This is a genomic window from Pseudoalteromonas sp. AS84 (assembly GCF_038900255.1).
Lineage (GTDB): Bacteria > Pseudomonadota > Gammaproteobacteria > Enterobacterales > Alteromonadaceae > Pseudoalteromonas.
In genome coordinates, this window is record NZ_JBBMQY010000021.1 from 43452 (window position 1) to 62840 (window position 19389).

Genomic DNA, 19389 nt, shown 5'->3' on the forward strand with positions numbered 1-19389 from the left:
AATTATGCATTTGCTTTGTCTTCACGGCGTTGCATTAAATAATCTTTTAAAGGAAATAACAGCACTAAAATTGAAATTATAAATATGCTCAATGTTAGCGGGCGATCCCATAAAAAGCTTAATGAACCATCGGAAATCATCATTGAACGACGGAAGTTTCGCTCAATCATATCTCCTAATATAAAACCTAATAATAATGGTGCCATAGGAAACGACAGTAATCGCAATATTAGCGCAACCACTGCAAACCCCACCATCATAAATAAGTCGAAGGTATTGAAGGACACTAAGTAAACACCAATTAAGCTAAAGAACAAAATCATCACAGTAAGTACTGACTTAGGCATTGCTAACACTTTTGCAAAGTAAGGGATAAGCGGAAGATTTAAAATAAGCAGCACAATGTTACCAAAGTACATACTTACAATAACCGCCCAAAATACACTTGGGTTTTCTTGCATAAGCATTGGACCTGGCTGAATACCGTAAGCAATTAAAGCGCCTAGCATAATTGCAGTTGTTCCTGAGCCCGGAATACCAAGCGTTAACAGCGGTACAAACGATCCTGTACACGCGGCATTATTTGCTGATTCTGGGGCAGCTAAGCCACATAATGAGCCTTTACCAAATTTTTCTTTTAAACCTTTTGGCGCTAAATTTCGCTCTGTTGCATAAGCCATAAAGCTCGCAATAGTTGCACCTGCACCCGGTAGCACTCCCACTATAAAACCTAAAATAGACGAGCGACCAATTACTGGTGCTATTTCTTTAACCTCGGCTTTACTTAACTTGGTTGAACCTATTTGCGGAGTGTCGGAATCATTAATATTTTTAGCATCTTTTTTCTCTGGCTTTACAACATTTACAAGTGCCTCGGCTAATGCAAACGTTGCCATAGCAACTAATAAAAAGCTTATTCCGTCGAGTAAATCAGGTTGTCCAAAGGTAAATCGATCAGTACCTGATGACGGATCGATTCCAACCGTTGCTAGCATTAAGCCAAACACGGTCATCATCATTGCTTTTAAAAATTGCCCTTTATTTGAAAATGCTGCAATAGCTGTTAAGCCTAAAAACATCAGTACTACATAATCAGGGGATTGAAAACTCAATGACACCTTTGCTAATAAAGGCGCAGCAACCATTAATAATATGGCGCCAATTGTTCCGCCTATAAAGGAGGAATAAGCAGCAATTGCCAATGCTTTACCTGCATGACCTTGTTTTGCCAGCGGATAGCCATCAAAGGAAGAAGCCACAGTGCCTGCAACCCCTGGTGCATTAATTAAAATAGACGACGTAGAGCCACCAAAAATTGCTCCATAATAAACACCCGCCATTAAAATCATGCCCGAGTCGGCGCCAATGCTATAAGTAATAGGGATCATTAAGGCAATTGCGGTAATTGGCCCCAATCCTGGTAACATGCCTATAAAGGTGCCAACAAGGCAACCCGCAATAACATACATTAAATTATTAAAGTCGAGCACGGTCGACAAACCAAGCATAATTCCATCAAACATAACTTAACTCCACAAATCGCCCGGAACCAAGTAAATACCTAATACTTGAGTCATCAAAAACCAAAACACCACTGCAACCGGAATCGATGCAAATAGCAAAATTCCCTTACGTCTTTCGCCCATAACAAAAAAACCGGCAAGCAAAAATGCACTAGTCGAAATTAAAAAACCAATTGGCTCAAGTGCAGCGCTATAAATCACCATTAATATTAATAAACCAAAAGTGCGCAGCATGTGTGATTTTTCAAGAACATCACCTGCATTCGTTTTTTCTCTTGGTTTAAGCAATGTTGAACCAATAGACAGTAAGCACACCACAATACCAAACCCAGCATATACTTTAGGAAGAGTCGCTGAGGTAACTGTTTCGTATTCTTCAAACGGTAATAGTGGAATTTGCCATGCAACCACGGCATATAAAGTAAATAGTGCCAAGAATAAACTTGGCCCTAGTAATTCGCGATTCATCATTTTAAACCTCGATTAACGTGCTGCACGGATAAAACCAAGCTCTTCCATAACCACTTTAAGTTGTGCTTCCTGCGCTTCTAGTGATTTAATAAATTCATCTTTTTCTTGAAACAGATTTAGCCAGCCATTACGAGCTCTCACAGCCTCCCACTCAGGAGTACTTTGCAACTCACGAAGCTTTTTTGTGTACTGTGCTAACTTTTCAGCGGGTAAATTAGGCGCAGCAAAAAGACCACGCCAATTTACAAATTCCATATCGTAACCAAGCGACTTAAGCGTAGGGATTTCTGGGTAATCAGGTAAAGGTTTACCAGATGTAACCGCTAAAATGCGTGCTTGACCACCGTTAGCTACTTCAAGCGCTTCACTTAAACCTGTTGAAAGTAAATTCACTTCGCCTGAAAGCAACCCTGCTTTCGCTTTTCCACCTGCATCGTAAGGAATATAACGCAAGCGTCGACCATCTATACCCGCCGCTTTAACAGCTTGAGCCGCCACTAAGTGATCCATACTGCCGCGAGCAGAACCGCCCGCCACTTTTATCGAACTTGGATCTTCTTTTATTGATTTAATAACATCCTCCCAAGTTTTAAATGGAGAATCGTTACGTACAACAAATGCGCCGTAATCTGCAACCATGCTGGCTACAGGGGTTAAATCACGGTAGCTATAAGGAATTCGCCCGCTTAAAGCACGCAATACAATAGGCGTTGAATTAACCATTAAAATATCGCCCTTTTTTGTACCCGACTCGATTAAGTATGCAATAGCGCGACCGCCACCACCGCCAGACATATTTTGAAAAGATGCGTTACCTTCAATACCCGACTTAACTAAACCTTCACCTATACCTCGGGCTGTTGTATCCCAACCACCACCAGGACCGCCTGGAATTAAAAAGTGAGTGTCGGCTATTGCCAATGGACTGCTAAGCACTAACGATGCTGCAATTATGGTCGTTTTTACCGATTTAAATGACTTAAATAATTTCATTGTGTGTATCCTTAAAATAAATACTGCATACGTGCACTAAAGCCCATGCCAGAGTCTTCATCGCCAACAAGTGCTGGAGTGCCGGCACCTTCTACATCGCTGTAAATTAGATTGCCCATAAATTTAATATCACTACTTACGTAATAAGATGTACCTAATGTATAAGTTGTTGCTTTTGTGCCTTGTAAGCTACTTGTAGCGTCTACTTCTGAAACACGTGCCACCAACTCCCATGCATCTTTAATATTTTTAGGTTGTACAAATAATGCAGAGCTCGCTTTGTATTGGCGCTGCTCGCCCCCTAAAAAGTAACTTGCCGATACATGAAAACCATCAAAGCGCTCGCCATCTAAAAAATCAGTACTATTAGCGGCATCAAGTGAGCGGCTTGCATATTCAGCCTCAAGTGTTAAAGAATCCGCCTGATAAGCAAACTCAAAACCGGTTTGAGATAAGCTATCAAGTGGGCTTGTTACACCACCGGCGGCATAATCAACAAGGCGGGTATTGGCTTCGCGCACTTCACCACGCGCAAAACGTGCTCCTAATTCATTGCCTCCCATGTCGCGATATGAATGCCACACGCCTAAATGAATTACATCGCCAGGTGATGCACTCGACCATGTAGCACGCCCAGTAATAGCAAGAGTAAGCTTGTCGTTTTCATCACTACCTGTTGCACCAAATGCATCATTTTTATAAACGCCTATCGCGTAACGAAAGCCAGAGTCTTTAAAATATTGATAAGCAGAAGCGCCCCAACGAAAAAATGGAGAGAAAGTATTGGCTAGCGAACTACGCTCAATCGTATTAATGTGCTTTGAACTGGTTAATGCATTTAGCGATATATCTTCGCGAATTTTACCTGCTTTAACTTTAAGTCCGCTATCAAAAGCATAACGAACACGCGCCATCACTATTTCAGCAGTGCCTTCAGCAAATTCGAGTAATAACTTGTGATCCCAATTTCCGTGCTCACTTTCAACGTAAGTACGAATACGACGAGGAAAAAAATCGCTGCCGCCAGAGCCCTCGTTATCGGCGTTGTAAGCACCGTCAAAATAGTTGTAGTCGAGCTGAACCCGTCCACCAAACTCTAAATTAAAACCGCTGGTAGTTTTTAATGCACTTACTTCTTTTTGTAGCGCATCTAATTGCTCTTGTAGTTTTTGCGTATCGTTATTGGCTAAAACGGATGTACTTGCTAATGCAGCAGCAACTGCCAAAGCGAGTTGTGTGTTACTTGCTTTCATTATTTTCTCCACGCTTGTGTGTATATTTATTGTCAGGTAGATAAGCGACGACAAACTGCTATCTAACGCGCAGCTTATTGTTAACGGGAAATTAACGAAATATTTAGAAGGTAAGGTGCATTGATGATCGTTATGTGCTTTTTGCTCATAAAGTTCATGAACAAAAAGAGCAAAAACAGTTGCTGTTATATTTTGATTTATAAATACTTTTAAGGGTTTTAATGATTACCGTACGAATAAACAGATAGGATTTTTGCAGATCTAACGAAACCAGTAATAAAGTAGGTTTAACTAATTATGGTTTGGAAATACCACTAAAAAATTATTTCAAGAACATTTTAGGGGAAGCTAAGCGTTTCGCAATTACATAGCAGTTCATTTATATACTATTAATTAACTACTCACGTACGGGCCTGTTAACATCTCATTGTCAAAAAAGTCTAAATTTGGTACATTCTTTCCTCGATAGTATTTATAAAAACAACTATAAGACCCTACAATGAAATGGAACTTTCTTCGACTCAGCTTTTGGCTACTTGCACTTACCTTATTAATTTTCTCTCATAATATTTTTGCGCAGCAATATAAAATAGATAAACCAGCTAATTGGGTTAATACACATATTATTGAGCAACCCAAGCATTCCGACATAACCAAAGTGCGTGACGGTACACTTTATTTGTTACTCGATAACCAAACTTATATTCCAAATAAACAAAAGCAACAACGCTATACCCGCCTAGTTATGAAAGCTTTAAATCAAAGTGGTGTTGATTATATAAGCCAGCTTAATCTTGATTTTGATCCAAGTTACGAGTCGCTAACATTAAACAGCTTAACAATTATTAGAAATAGCGAGCGCATTGATAAGCTTGGTAGCGCGAGAATGACGGTTATACAAGGTGAATCTGAATTAGCAGATCGTATTTATAACGGTAGCCTGTCACTCAATATTATTATTGATGATATGCGCAGTGGCGACATACTTGACTACAGCTACACAGTGACAGGTAGCAACCCTATATATGCTAATAAATTTAGTACAAGACGCACGCTGAACTGGTCGGTACCCGTAGTGCAACAAAATATGCGTGTACTTTGGGGTAAACAAACACCTCTACATATAAATACAATAAACGGCGCAGCCGATATTCAAGAAACGCTTAATAAATATGGCAAAGATTATTCTATAACTCTTTTTGAAGAACCTTTACTGGAGCAGAATTCTCAAACCCCAACGTGGTATGACCCATATACACAAGTTTACTTTTCTGAGTTTGACGATTGGGGTCAGGTAGTTAACTGGGCATATCCACTTTATCAATCAGCCATAGAAACCCCAAATAGCATTTTGGATGTAGCTGAAAACATAAAAGCAACACACACAAAAACATCAGATAAAATTGCCGCAGCACTGCGCTTTAGCCAAGACGAAGTTCGATATTTAGGGCTTGAAATGGGCACTAACTCGCATCAACCAACGTCAGCTTCAGAAACGCTTTCGCTACGATACGGCGATTGTAAAGATAAAACGGTACTGCTTATTTCGTTATTAAAAGCGATGGGTATAGAGGCTTTCCCTGCGCTGGTCGATACTGAAGAAACCAAACGTTTAATAGAACTACCGGCTACTGCAAGTGTGTTTAATCACGTAATTGTTACGCTTAAGCAAGACGGAAAGCGCTACTGGCTCGATCCTACGGTGAACTACCAACGAGGTACACTTGAATATTTAGCACAACCTGATTATGGCTATGCCCTAATTATTGATAAAGGTGAAACTGCTTTAACCTCTATGGCACAAAAGCCTGTACATACAAATGTATCTGTAGAAGATAACTTTTTTATTGCAGAAAAAGTATCTGAGCCATCACGTTTTGAAACCCAATACACTTATGCCGGGTTTGAAGCAATTAACCGAAGAAGTAATATAGCCAGCAGTGGTCTAAATAGCGTTGCTAAGTCTTACTTTGAGTATTACCAAGGATTTTTAAATGGTTTATCAATAAATGAAACAATGGCAATTAGTGAGTAAGAGCAAACGGGTAAACTAATAACCAAAGAATCGTATTTAATTGATGAATTTTGGGAAAAAACAGATGAAGGCTACGAAGCTAGTTTTTATGCAAGTGAAATACAAAACAGTGTTTACGAACCAAAACAAGTAAACAGAACTGACCCGCTTTACTTCAGCTATCCCAATATAATTAACACCACAATAAAACTACATTTTACAGAAAAAGATTGGGGATTTGATAGCGAAAAAGAAGAAATTGATAACGACTACTTTAATTTAAAAACAGCCACTGAATTTAATAATAACGTTTTAACACTGACCTATAGCTATTACGCAAAACAAGATCATATAAAAGCCACTCAAATAGATGATTATTTAGCACAGCGTAAAAAGTTAATATCAGCAACTCATTACCCTATTCTAAAATATGCAAAGGCGAGCGAAACGCCTCAAACAACAGCTGATGTGTTAGATAGCTTCGGTTATAGCTGGCTTAAATATGTGTTGGCTGGTTATATTTTAGTACTCATATTCTTTTTCGCCGATTGGCGATTAGAGTCAGCAAAAAAAGTGAAATTTGAAGATAGTCCATTTTATGCCGTATCTGTAAGTAAGTTTATTATTTACAGTATTTTGAGTTTAGGCATATTTGTTAACTATTGGAGTTATCGTAACTTTAAAGCCATTAAAGAACGCGATAACTCAAGTATTATGCCTATTGCTCGAGGTATATTTGCATTTTTATGGTATTACCCTTTGTACCTCGCACTTGCAGAGCACAGCCAACAACAGCTAAACAAAAATAAAGTAATGCCTAACTGGACTGCCTTAACACTCTGGCTAATGGTACTTGCCAGCGCCTTTGCTTATCGAATGGACGAATACGCAACCATAGTGATTTGTATAATGCCATTTTTATGGTTGCCTCTAGTTAGTTACATTGAGCAAACCGATACAAGTAAAGAAGCCTTACATTACAACTCGTACTGGCGAATTAGACAGTATTTAATCTCGCTTGCGTTTGCACCTCTATTATTTTTGGGCGTACTTCAAGAAGTAAATATTTTACCCAATGCTGCAATTATCAAAGGGGATAGTTTATGGCCTTACCAAGTACACTTTTTAAAACGTAATCGCCTAACACCTGAAAACGAAGAAATACTTTATTTTTATAGCGATGCAGTATTTGATTACCGAGAAGACGGTAACGGAATAACCGAAAACTATATTTTTAGTTACTACAAAAACGATGACGGTAAGCTTGAATCGGATCTTAGTCACTTTAAAGATATAGAAAAAATAGAAGCCTCGTATGGTAAAACCAAGCTTGATAACACAAGTATAAAAGTAATAAAAACTGACGGTAGTGACTTCTTACTCATTGTAGGGCGTCTAAACAAGCAGGATAAAGTACTAGTGGAGCAGATTAATTTACGTATAACAGCAAATAAAGTGCGTTAGTGGCTTAAAATATCCAATTAGTACGAATATTTTTAGCCACTAATTAAAGGCTGTCGATCTTTGGAGGCTAAGACTTTACAAGAGACTATTTGATTTTATATCAAAGCAGTCGCTGTCTTGGAAGGCGATAAAATCATTCCTAGCTTGAATTTATTTTAACTCTGAAAGATCAATGCTTTTATACTAAAAATCCATATCAAATTATTTAATAAGTATTAAAAACCTATTCTTAATTGTTTAACCAAGATAAGTATTTTTATGAAATGGCAGTGTTAACTAGCCGATCTATATATGAATAAAAAACAAGCGCCACAATAATAAGAATTATTTGCATTTAGGTATTGACAGACAGTTAGATCTAACTGATAATCAATATCAACAAGACGGATTGCATACCACTTGTTAAGGAATGAATTGATTTGTTTCTCGACCCTGAAACAACGTGTGGCGCACGTAAACAGCTATGGTTACTTGTTATGAACCGCAACGCCCCTTGATGTTGATGATGAGTAACCGCCCTACTATTTTACTTGCTACATTGCTCATATCGGTGACGGTAGATATGAAACTAAAAAAGCCCTTACGGGCTTTTTTTATGTCTGTAATTTAGTTGGTTAAATTAAACTAATTAACGACGATTTTTACGTGCTCGTGCCCGGCGTTGAAGCTTTTCTTCTTCTTTAGCTGCTTTTTTAGCTTCTGCAGCGGCGCGTAAACCAGCAACCATTACTTCTTCTTCCTCACGCATTTGCGGAGTTTCCATCGTAATACGGCCAATAATACCATCGCGCAATTCGTTGATTAGTATTTCAGACATTTTGTATGTGTCTATTTGATTACCACCACGGATACAGCCGCGTTTTTTACCCGCCATTTCAACAAATTCCCAATCACTTTCAGGCAGTTCGGCAATTTTATAACGCGCTTTTAAAAGCTCAGGGTAAGCACGCAATAAGTACTCAGCGGTGTAACTTGCTACTTCTTCATACTCAAGCGCAGTATCACGAATAGCACCGGTAGCGCCTAAGCGATAACCTGAGTTTTCGTTTTCTACTTTTGGCCACAACATACCTGGCGTATCGTAAAGCATAATACCGTCTTCAAGCTTAATGCGTTGTTGTGCTTTCGTTACCGCAGGTTCATTACCTGTTTTTGCAACTATACGTCCAGCCAATACATTAATTAACGTAGATTTACCCACGTTAGGAATACCCATTATCATGGCTTTAATTTGCTTATCGGCGCCCACTTTATGCGGCACTAGCTTTTTACAAAGCTCATTAATACGGTGTACTTCAGCTGCTTTATCATGTCCAAAAGAAATAGCTTTAACACCGTTTTCTTGCTCAAAATAATCTTTCCAGACTTGAGTCATTTTAGGATCAGCTAAATCAGCCTTATTTAAAATTTTGATGACTGGCTTGCCTTCACGCAAGGTTGCCACCATCGGGTTTTCACTACTGTAGGGAATGCGCGCATCAAGCACTTCAATGATCACATCCATTTGTGGCATTATTTCTTTAATTTCATTGCGGGCTTTATTCATGTGCCCAGGGAACCACTGGATAGCCATTTTTAACTCCTAACGTATAATTAACCGCTATTTTAACTGGCAATTCATTTAATTGCGCTATACTGACGCAAATTTTTTCAGATTAGTTGTTATGGCTCTTAAATCCACCATTATGAAAGTGCAGTTATCGCTTAGCGATATGGACCGCCACGTTTATCAAGATTTTAATTTAACCTTGGCTCAACACCCATCAGAGACCGATCAACGGTTGATGATTCGCTTACTCGCTTTTGCTCTAAATAGCTGTGATGGTCTAGAATTTACTAAAGGATTAAGCGCTGATGATGAGCCTGAACTGTGGCATGTTAGCTATAGTGAAGAGATAGAGCTGTGGGTGGAGCTTGGCTTACCAGATGAAAAACGCCTTAAAAAAGCCTGTAATAAATCTAAAAAAGTAGTGCTATATACTTATGGTGAAAACAATCAAGCAATTTGGTGGCAAAAACATCAACCTAAATTGTATGAATTTAAAAATCTAAGTATTTTTAGCCTTGATTATGCAGCAACACAAGCACTTGCTGCTTTAGTTGATCGTGGAATTAAGCTCGCCATTACCATTCAAGATGGTGAAGTATGGGTAAATACCGATACAACCAATATTGAAATAAAACCGCTACAGTTAATGTAATTACGGTAGTTATACCAATTGCATTAAATTAGTTATCTATTATAGCGACAAATAAATAAGTCGATAACAAGGCGAAAATTATGACATATAGTTGTTCTATATAAATAATTTTTAACGCAGGTAGCGGATTATTTAATACGCTAGAATGATCATGTTTTTAATAAAATTGGTATTAGGGAGCATATGAAAGTTAAACACGTTATTGTTTTACATGGCTTGTATATGTCTGGCTTTGTTATGCGCCCACTTTGTTCACGGCTTGAAGAATCGGGGATGACAGTATTAAACATTACCTATAATACGCTCGACCCTCACCGCGATACCATATTTGCACAAATTGATGAGTGTATTTCTAACGAGCCTGCAGCGCTTGTATGCCACTCTATGGGAGGGCTGATTGCACGTGCTTACCTAGAGGCAAACTCCCCTGCTAGCCAGAATGTTACGAAGGTAATTACGCTTGGTACTCCACACAAAGGCAGCCATATTGCGCAAAAGATGAAACAAAAAGGGTTTGAATCATTTTTAAAAAATAGTGTTGAATTTTTACTCACTAAAAATGGTAATTGGCCTTTTAAAGCTAAGCTTTACAGTATTGCAGGCGATTTACCTATTGGGCTTATGCCCTTAATAGTTAAAGGTAGCCAGTCAGATGGCACTGTATTACTAGATGAAACCAAACTTAAAGGTATGGCCGAACATAAAGTGTTTCATTTAAGCCATACCAGTATGATTTACTCGCGCCAAGTACTCGATTACATTTTAAAGTGCTTAAACGAAAGCGATTAATCCTCAGCATTGGCTGCTATTTTATAACTAATTAAAAATACTACTGCCAATATAAGCGGAATCGGCGCCGCAATGTAGCCAAAAACATCCGAATTCGCAAAACTCGCACCTGCTAAGTGGGCTACTAACCCTAATACAAATGCGATGACTGCAAGACCTACCACTATTAACTCTGCTTTATTTTGTTTTGCTGTTTTTGCATGCATGTTATCTCTCCTAATTATTTCGACACACTTATTATGCGCCGTTAGGGTGGATGATTTTTGACCTGCATCAATAAAAAAATAGCTAAATTATCGCCTTGAATAAAGTTTGTTTTAGATCATAATTTATACTTATTTAGAGTTTATTTACTTTTAAGGGGTGGTATTTTTATTAATCAGACCCATTTCTATTAATAGTTAGAGGTGCGTATTGATATCAAAAGCAGTTAATAGGTTAAAGCTATTAACTAGATATATTTAAACGATTTTACTAAACAATAAAAATCCGCGATACTTATCACAAGTTCACAAACAAACGGTTATTCAGGAGCAAGTTATGTCACATGTAAACGCAATTGGTCTAAACAGTGCAAAAAGCGAAGACATCATAAAGTCACTCAATACATTATTGAGTAGCTACCAGATTCAATACATGAACGCGCGTGGCTTTCACTGGAATATTAAAGGCCGTAACTTTTTTGAACTACACGTTAAATTTGAAGAAATTTATAACTTACTACTTCTAAAAGTAGACGAAGTTGCAGAACGTATTTTAACGTTAGATGGTGCGCCTCTACATGCATTTTCTGATTACCTTGAAGTAAGTAAAATTAAAGAAGCTAAAGGTATTAGTGATGGCGTTACAGCCGTAGAAAACCTACTTGCTGGTTACAGCACATTAATTCACATGCAGCGTGATATTTTAAGCCAAGCTGGTGATGCAGATGATGAAGGTACTGCCTCACTAATGAGCGATTACATCTCAGAGCAAGAAAAACTGGTTTGGATGCTAAAGGCTTACTTAGACTAAACTAGCAAAAAAAAGCCCTCAATGAAGAGGGCCACAAATAGGGATAAATCGTTAAATAATCAAGCGATTCGGTTACTATATTAGCCTGCTCCCAATACTAAACAACGCCCCTGTTACCAGTGGCGTTGTTTTTGGTTTAAGTGGGTACAATGCTCATATATTGGGATAAACAATATATGAGCATTACTGCTCTCATTATTTTTTCCAATAAAAAAGCCCCAGCGATACTGGGGCTTTGTGAACGTAACTAATTAAGTAACTATATTAGTGTCGTTATTGCTGGTTAGAACTTACTTCTAAAACCGATGTAGAATGATTGACCAATTGGGTCGTACGTACCTGCATCAGTTTCAGTACCAGTACTTGAACCACTTACACCCGATAAAATGCGCGGTGGCTCTTTATCAAATAAGTTACTCGCACCAGCGTAAAGCTCTGTTGAATCGCTGATATGGTAACTTGCTTGAACATCATGATACGTTACTGAACCAATCCCTACTCCACCTGGAGCAATACCAAAACCACTTAAGAATTGATCATCAAAGTCTGCAGCGCCAATGTAAGTTAAGCTCCAGTTAAAATCAAAGTCGTTAAGTTTATAACCAAAGTTCCAGTTAGCTTTATGCTCTGATGCACCAATTTCTCCAGCAAACTCATCTTTATCAGCGCCTGGAAGTGGAATGCTATAACCATCGATTAGGTAAGTATAAGCAAGGCGAGTTCTAAACGCACCTGGACCAATATCAGTAGAGTACGTTAGTGTTAAATCAACACCTTCTGTGCCTAAACCACCACTGTTAGATACACCACTGTCGATAAATTCTAGTGAACCAGCACTATTATTACCTGATGGCGCACTACGACGAGTTACAAAGTCACAAAAGCTTGTATCGCCGCCGCCATAACATTGGTCAAGAATAAACTGACGAGGGGTTGATACTATTGCATCTGTAATTTCGATATCAAAGTAATCAAGCGTAATGTCTAGTCCTGAAATTAGGTTTTCTGGTGTAAATACTAAACCTACTGTTACAGAGTCACCAACTTCTTCTTTTAAATCTTGGTTGCCACGGTTAAAGCCACTAATACCTTGTAAGTCAGACTGGTTAAGCGTGAACTCACCATTTGAAGCGATATTAGTTGTAACACCACCATCTGTACGACAAGCATCACCAGCAGCACCACCGCCACTATTAGTAACACCTAAACATGGATCGTTTAAACCACTTGGGAACGTTTGTGAAGGCGGAGAAAATAGTTCATCGATATTTGGAGCACGCGTTGAACGAGCACGAGTAGCACGTAAACGTAAGCTATCCATTACTTCCCAATCAACACCCACATTCCAACTTTCGGTGTTACCGACTGTTGAATAATCAGATAAACGAACTGCTGCATTCATCGTTACAGTATCAAGTACTGGGATGTTTGCTTCTACATAGTACTCTGTTACGTCAAACGAGCCTTCTGTTGCTGGGATTGCATTACCTGCATTAAGACCGGCTTGCTGTAGTGCATCAAATTCACTGCGTGAAAATTCTTCGCGGTATTCAAAACCAGCAGCAATACCCACCGTACCTGCTGGTAAATCAAATAAATCACCTGAGATATTACCACCAATGATCTCTTGCTCAACTGACGTTGAAAGAGAGCTAGGTGCACTTACAAAATCAATAGCTCCTTGTGATAACGAATTAAAACCATAAATGTCTACAGGCGCACAGTTAAAGCCGCGAGCTGTCGCATCGATACAGATAGCCTCGTCAGTAATACCATCACCATCTAAATCTTGGCTATCAATAACAGCTTCTAAACCTTGACGGAAGCTTTGCACGTTGACTAAACCACCAGAAACTTGCTGCTCTTTTGTTTTACCATATACGTAGTAAGTATCGTAAAACCAACCATCTGCTATTTCACCTTGAAAACCAAGCGCTAAACGGAATGTATCACGCTCTGCTCGTGCTCCACGGTTACCAATGTCACTCAAACGTTTTGCAAAAAAGATATCACGCATACCATCACCATCGGTGTCGGTTGCTGCGTTATATATATCGTCTGGTACAAATGCATTACGTAATATTTCACCGTTTACATTAAATTCAATCGGTACTTGGCCATTTGCATAAATATCATCAGAAGCAAAAGGGAACGGCTCTAATTCAGAAACAGTTGTTGTTGCAGCGTAAGTGCCTTCATAAAAAAAGCTATGCTTGTCACTTAACTCATAGCTACCATTTGATGCGAATAAGTAGCGCTCTGTAGGTATTGCTATTGTACGTACGCCGCTTCGGTTAAAACCATTTGCATCTACGCCATCGCCACCATTAGTACTAAATGAGTTTTGTAGGTTGTTTGCATCATTAAACGTAAATGTTTCATCCCCTGCGCTAAAACGACCTTGTGGTGGGAATGAAGATAAAAACGGGCTTACCGCATCAAATACAGAGCCTGGGTTTGCTACTGGATCATCTTCGAAGAAAATACCTGAAAATTGGTCTACCGCTGAGCGGTCACGATCACGTGAGAAAACAGCACCTTGATCAGAGTAACCAAGGTGAAACATGGCGTGCCCTTTACCATCTGAGCTTGATAAGCCTGAGGTAAAGTTAAATTGGCGTGACTCATCATCACCTTCACTCGATTCACCGTACTGACCTTCAAACTCAACGCCTTCAAAGTCATCTTTTAGTACAAAGTTAACTACACCAGCAACAGCGTCAGAGCCATAAACTGATGAAGCACCACCGGTCATAATTTCAACACGTTCGATAAATTGGCTCGGAATAGTATTTAAATCGACAGCAGAGCTGCCAGGTACACCAGAAACATAACGGCGACCATTAACTAAAACCAATGTACGGTTAGAGCCTAAATTACGTAAATCAACTGTAGCAACACCCGCACTGGCTGTATTAAAGTTTGAGTTAGTACGGCTAATAGCTGGCGAACCAAATGCTGGGTTCTCTAGCAGTAAATCTTGAATATTTAATGAACCCGATGCATCAATAGCGGCACTATCTACAACTTGGATAGGCGCTGATGACATTGCTTCAGCTGAACGGATACGAGAACCTGTAACTTGTACACGTTCTATTTTAGTAATTTCGTCATCTTCTGCAGCCACACCTTGAAATGAAATGCTTGCAAGTATTGCACTGCTTAGCGCAACTGTTAACGACGATTTTTTAAATAATCGCGCGCTACCTTTGTTAGTTAATGTCATATAATTCCCCTGAATTGTTATTTTTGTAACTAAATAGTTACTTCGCGGATTACAGTAAGGGGATTTATTTAAACACTCTACGTGCATTATTTATGAGGCGTAATCTTTGGTATGAATAGCTAGTTTGATGGGATTAATTAGTACGTCACAATTATTTTATAAATATATTGTACTTTTCATAACAGTTTTTCCGCTAAGCACGGTCTTTGTTACTATATACAGCAAGAGATATAAAATAATGGTCGCTTCTTTTCATGCATTAACTTTTGTTAGTAACACTAAGTTTGCAACATTTTTAACAAAGCGCGTGCAAGAGCACCGACACTTTGAATCTCAATCTTTTATTCAGGCAAACAGATTAGATCAAATAGATACAGATCAATACAACGTACTTTTTTACGAACTAACCAATCTGGCTGATCCTATGCAAATAGTGCATTTAACAGAGCTCGCTAAAAAGCTTAAGTTAGTCATTATTGCCCAGTCGGGTCATTTTGCGAGTTTTGCTTTTGAAGTTGGCGCTGTTGATTTTTTAATAGTAGATTCTACAGCACCGCGTATTGATAAATGCTTTGATAAACTAATTCACCTTTGCCCGATTGCAAGCGCGGCTGAGCGCCAATATCAACAGAGCACACAAACCGAAAAACCATCATCACATATTGTAGTTAAAGATGTAGGTAAGGTAAGGCTAATTGATATAAAAGATATTATTTGGATTAATGGTGCGGGCAATTATGTAGAGCTGCATTTTACCAAAGGTAGTACACCGGTATTACACCGCGAAACCATGAAAAATATTGAACAGCAGCTAGAGCCAGAAGGGTTTATTCGTATTCATCGCTCGACGCTGGTAAGAAAACAAGCTATCTGCGAACTGATGCCTACCGACAGTGGCGATTATAAAGTAAGACTTAAAAACGACATGTGCTTAAACCTTTCAAGGCGCTATAAAGGGTGTTTAGAGAGTATTATAAGCCCTCTTCAGTAGCGGTTTATAATACTCATATTAATTACCAGTTCTGTTTTATATAACTATCACTTGGATGCACTAATAAATAGCTTTCGGTATCTTTATAAAAATTAACTTCTACATCGCTATTTTTCCATACCTTTTCAAACATATCTTTAGCTATGATATTAATGTTTATATAGTCAACACGTTGATAGCCACGCTCTTTTACACCCGCAAAATAGGCCTCTAACGAATCAAGACTATCTAAAGTTAACAGTTCAAACTCTTTTAAGTTAACAACCACAAACTTAATTGTATTTTTAGGATGAAAGCTCAATTCTTGAATAACACCATTAGTTAACGATGTTATACCTTCATTGTTAAAGCTCCCCTTCAACTTCAAATACATATGAGGGGGCTGTGAACAAATCTGAAATTCGCCATGTGCTCCAAACATAAATTACCTTCTATATATCAACTTCTATATATAGAGTAATACAATTTTCCGATTTTGCAGTTAATTTAACAGCGCAATAAAAAAGGCCATTTCGAGGGCTTTTTCTTCTAAGCTTTTAAAACGACCTGATGCACCGCCATGACCTGCATCCATATCCGTTTTAAAGACTAAAATGTTACTGTCTGTTTTAAGTTCACGCATTTTTGCAACCCACTTCATAGGCTCCCAATACTGTACTTGTGAGTCATGAAGACCGGTAGTAACGAGTATGTTCGGATAGTTTTGTGCGCTAATATTGTCATAAGGCGAGTAAGCTTCAATTACATCATAAAACTGAGGCTCATTTGGATTACCCCATTCATCGTATTCATTTGTTGTGAGTGGAATACTCTCATCAAGCATTGTGGTTAATACGTCTAAAAATGGTACATGACAGCCAACACCGCAATATAACTCTGGTGCCTGGTTTACAACCGCCCCCATTAATAAGCCACCAGCACTGCCGCCTGAGGCAAACACCTTATTGCTATCACAATAACCTTGATCAACAAGCGCTTTTGTCACATCAATAAAGTCACTAAAGCTATTTTGTTTATGCTCTTTTTTACCTTGCTCATACCATTCGCGGCCTAGCATTTCAGAGCCTCGGACATGCGCTATTACATAAACAAAACCACGATCGAGCAAGCTCAGTGATGAGCTTGAAAAACTAGGATCAATCGTATAACCATAGGCGCCATAGCCGTATTGAAATAACGGATTTGTACCCTCTTTTTTAAAGCTGTCTTTTCGATAAACAACAGATACAGGTACTTCAACTCCGTCGCGTGCAGTTATCATTAACCGCTCCGACTGATAGTCATCAGCATTAAAACTACCGAGTACTTTTTGCTGTTTAAGTAATGTTTTTTCGCCCGTTGCTAAATCAACATCATATAAAGAGCCCGGTGTTGTTAAGCTCGAGTAATAAATACGCGCAGTGCGAGTGTCTGGCTCTGGGTTCATTGCTATTGCTGCATAATAACAAGGATCGGCAAACTCAAGTGCCATACGCTCCCCTTGCTTATTAACAACTACAAATCGAGCTTGCCCTTGCTCGCGTTCACTTAATACTAAAAAGTCATTAAATAACTCTACACCTTCAAGCAGTACATTTTCTCTGTGAACTGTATGCTCAAGCCATTGTGTTTTATCAGCAATCGTTTCGTTTGTTGCCGTCATTAGTCTAAAGTTTTTAGCTTGCCAGTTAGTCACAATATAAAATGTGTCACCTAGCTTATCTACGTCAAACTCATGGCCATCTTCACGCGGCATTAATGCTTTAAATTCGCCAGTGGGCTTATTAGCATCCAGCACCCATGTATCGTTGGTCTCTGTCGATGCTAAATCAATAATAATTAAGCCTTCGTCGCGGCTTTTACCAAGTCCCATAAAAAAGCTGCTGTCTTGCTCTTCATAAACCATTACGTCTTGGCTTTGCTCGCTGCCAAGCTCATGCCTAAATACTTGGTATCCTAGTAGCGTTTTTAAATCTTTTTTTACATAAAAAACAGTTTTATTGTCGTTAGCCCAAACAACTTGCCCTTCTGTATTTTCAAGTACATCAGGTAGCATTTCACCGGTCGCTAAGCTTTTAAAGCGAACATTATAAATACGACGCCCTTCAGTATCTTCGGAGTAAGCCATAAGCTGCTCACATGGGCTTAGTGCGACTTCTCCTAGTTCAAAAAACTCAAATCCCTCAGCTAATATATTTACATCGAGTAAAAGCTCTTTATTATTAGCCTTTATACTCGTGCTTCTATAGTGGCGTGAGTACTCATCATCACCACGAACTTCTGAGTGATACCAGTATTTTCCGTCTTTAACGGGTACCGAGTTATCGTCTTTTACAATGCGTGCTTTTAACTCTTCAAAAAGTGTATTTTGGAGTGGCTTCATTGCAGCTAACTGTTCATCGCAATATGCATTTTCAGCATGTAAATGTGCAAGTACTTGCTCATCCTGACGATCGTCATCACGCATCCAATAGTAATTATCAGTGCGTATTTTATTATGAGTACTTAATGTATGGGCTTGCTGTTTAGCAATCGGGAAATTAGGTAATAAACTTAAAGAGTAGTCAGGACGAGACACAACAAAACCAATTAAAAAAATAATGTGATTTGCAGTTTATCATAAAAATAAAAAAGCCCATCCAATAGTTGGATGGGCTAAAACGGTAAACGCTTCATTATTAAAACCGCTATACCTTTGGGAAGATAATTCACTAACAACCTTATATTTGCTGCCAAGCCATAGCCCAACTTTGTCCAACACCGGGCTCGAACATAAACTTTTTATCGTCACTCGCGCGGCAAAACTCATTAAATGGCCAAGGCCTACATTGATAAACATGCCCTGTTTTTGGCTGCAATACCTTTGTACCCGCATTATAGTTTTCACAATTTTCAGGGTACACGTAATCATAAGAATCAAGGTTATTAACAACACGCTCGTCGCATTTTGCAATACAATGAAAATCGACATGCGCTTTACATATACCACTGCTTTGCAATGCAAAAATTTCATTATTTCTATAGGCTACAATTAAGCCTTGCTCGGTCATTTTACCTGCGCTAACCAGAGGAACATGCACGTTAATATGCTCGGCAACTAAGCGTGGCCATGCGTGAGGTTCACCTTGCTCAAGCGAGGTGATTTTGTAATCAAATGATAAACTAACTAGCTCTCCTTGCATGTCGTAAAAGGTTACACTCACCACATCGCCAATAAACAATTGGGTATGATGATTTAAGCAACCTATTGTTGACCACTTTCCACAGGCCAACGACGTATGCATAAACACGGCAACACCTTAAGAGTTACAAAATCTTATCCATACACTATGGATACACAAAAAATACACTGAGGGCAAGTGATACATAACAACACGTTATGCAGTAGTCCCGCTACCATAGCTTTATAAAAAGCCTTAGACCGGAAACTTTGCGCCCTAATCTTTCGATTAGTTTGCCAGCAATGCGGCG

The 19389-nt window shown here is 38.8% G+C and carries 16 protein-coding genes and 1 riboswitch; of the genes, 6 read left to right on the plus strand and 10 right to left on the minus strand.

Annotation, left to right across the window (positions count from 1 at the left end; all coding sequences use genetic code 11):
• Positions 1–2: 2 nt before the first annotated feature.
• From WNY79_RS17380 to WNY79_RS17395, 4 genes are read right to left on the minus strand one after another with little or no spacing between them, the layout of a single operon-like run.
• Entirely contained in the window at positions 3–1523 is a 1521-nt protein-coding gene (locus WNY79_RS17380; RefSeq protein ID WP_342876486.1) for a tripartite tricarboxylate transporter permease, read from the minus strand.
• Between the two features lie 3 nt (positions 1524–1526).
• Entirely contained in the window at positions 1527–1994 is a 468-nt protein-coding gene (locus WNY79_RS17385; protein WP_024599700.1) for a tripartite tricarboxylate transporter TctB family protein, read from the minus strand.
• Positions 1995–2006: 12 nt separating this feature from the next.
• The gene (locus WNY79_RS17390) at positions 2007–2987 is read right to left on the minus strand and encodes a tripartite tricarboxylate transporter substrate-binding protein (RefSeq protein WP_024599699.1); all 981 of its coding nucleotides are present in this window, start codon (positions 2985–2987) and stop codon (positions 2007–2009) included.
• Positions 2988–2998: 11 nt separating this feature from the next.
• On the minus strand, positions 2999–4240 hold the full coding sequence (locus WNY79_RS17395) for a porin (protein WP_342876487.1): 1242 nt from the start codon (positions 4238–4240) through the stop codon (positions 2999–3001).
• A 499-nt stretch (positions 4241–4739) separates the two neighbouring features.
• Here WNY79_RS17395 and WNY79_RS17400 point away from each other — a divergent pair, with 499 nt between their 5' ends.
• Both WNY79_RS17400 and WNY79_RS17405 read left to right on the plus strand, forming a co-directional pair.
• A complete protein-coding gene (locus tag WNY79_RS17400; protein WP_342876488.1) occupies positions 4740–6275 on the plus strand; it encodes a DUF3857 domain-containing transglutaminase family protein in 1536 nt (511 codons plus the stop codon).
• Positions 6276–6722: 447 nt separating this feature from the next.
• Positions 6723–7718 (plus strand): hypothetical protein, encoded by a 996-nt coding sequence (locus WNY79_RS17405; protein WP_342876489.1) that lies wholly within the window; start codon positions 6723–6725, stop codon positions 7716–7718.
• A 628-nt stretch (positions 7719–8346) separates the two neighbouring features.
• Here the strand turns inward: WNY79_RS17405 and ylqF are convergent.
• Positions 8347–9291 carry a ribosome biogenesis GTPase YlqF gene (gene ylqF, locus WNY79_RS17410; protein ID WP_342876490.1) on the minus strand — a complete coding sequence of 315 codons (945 nt, stop codon included), beginning with the start codon at positions 9289–9291 and terminating at the stop codon, positions 8347–8349.
• Positions 9292–9382: 91 nt separating this feature from the next.
• On the opposite strand from ylqF, the gene WNY79_RS17415 reads away from it, so the two are divergent.
• Together WNY79_RS17415 and WNY79_RS17420 are read left to right on the plus strand one after the other, a co-directional pair.
• A complete protein-coding gene (locus WNY79_RS17415; RefSeq protein WP_024593828.1) occupies positions 9383–9919 on the plus strand; it encodes a YaeQ family protein in 537 nt (178 codons plus the stop codon).
• Positions 9920–10102: 183 nt separating this feature from the next.
• Positions 10103–10708: an alpha/beta fold hydrolase gene (locus WNY79_RS17420; RefSeq protein ID WP_024599695.1), complete on the plus strand. Its 606-nt coding sequence runs from the start codon at positions 10103–10105 to the stop codon at positions 10706–10708.
• Here the strand turns inward: WNY79_RS17420 and WNY79_RS17425 are convergent.
• Complete coding sequence (locus WNY79_RS17425; RefSeq protein WP_024599694.1) at positions 10705–10914, minus strand: hypothetical protein; 210 nt, start codon at positions 10912–10914, stop codon at positions 10705–10707. The genes WNY79_RS17420 and WNY79_RS17425 overlap by 4 nt on opposite strands.
• 334 nt (positions 10915–11248) lie before the next feature.
• On the opposite strand from WNY79_RS17425, the gene WNY79_RS17430 reads away from it, so the two are divergent.
• The gene (locus tag WNY79_RS17430) at positions 11249–11722 is read left to right on the plus strand and encodes a Dps family protein (RefSeq protein WP_004334993.1); all 474 of its coding nucleotides are present in this window, start codon (positions 11249–11251) and stop codon (positions 11720–11722) included.
• A 283-nt stretch (positions 11723–12005) separates the two neighbouring features.
• Here WNY79_RS17430 and WNY79_RS17435 read toward each other — a convergent pair whose 3' ends face one another.
• Complete coding sequence (locus tag WNY79_RS17435) at positions 12006–14948, minus strand: TonB-dependent receptor (RefSeq protein ID WP_076925878.1); 2943 nt, start codon at positions 14946–14948, stop codon at positions 12006–12008.
• 238 nt (positions 14949–15186) lie between these two features.
• Between WNY79_RS17435 and WNY79_RS17440 the strand changes: the two genes are divergently transcribed.
• A complete protein-coding gene (locus tag WNY79_RS17440) occupies positions 15187–15939 on the plus strand; it encodes a LytTR family transcriptional regulator DNA-binding domain-containing protein (protein ID WP_342876491.1) in 753 nt (250 codons plus the stop codon).
• 22 nt (positions 15940–15961) lie between these two features.
• On the opposite strand, the gene WNY79_RS17445 is transcribed toward WNY79_RS17440, so the two are convergent.
• From WNY79_RS17445 to WNY79_RS17455, 3 genes are all read right to left on the minus strand, one after another.
• Entirely contained in the window at positions 15962–16360 is a 399-nt protein-coding gene (locus WNY79_RS17445; RefSeq protein ID WP_024599692.1) for a hypothetical protein, read from the minus strand.
• 60 nt (positions 16361–16420) lie between these two features.
• Positions 16421–18496, minus strand: a complete 2076-nt coding sequence (locus WNY79_RS17450) for a S9 family peptidase (RefSeq protein WP_342876492.1) — start codon at positions 18494–18496, stop codon at positions 16421–16423.
• Between the two features lie 142 nt (positions 18497–18638).
• Complete coding sequence (locus WNY79_RS17455; RefSeq protein ID WP_024599690.1) at positions 18639–19202, minus strand: hypothetical protein; 564 nt, start codon at positions 19200–19202, stop codon at positions 18639–18641.
• Positions 19203–19298: 96 nt separating this feature from the next.
• Positions 19299–19387, minus strand: a riboswitch (cyclic di-GMP riboswitch).
• Between the last annotated feature and the right edge of the window lie 2 nt (positions 19388–19389).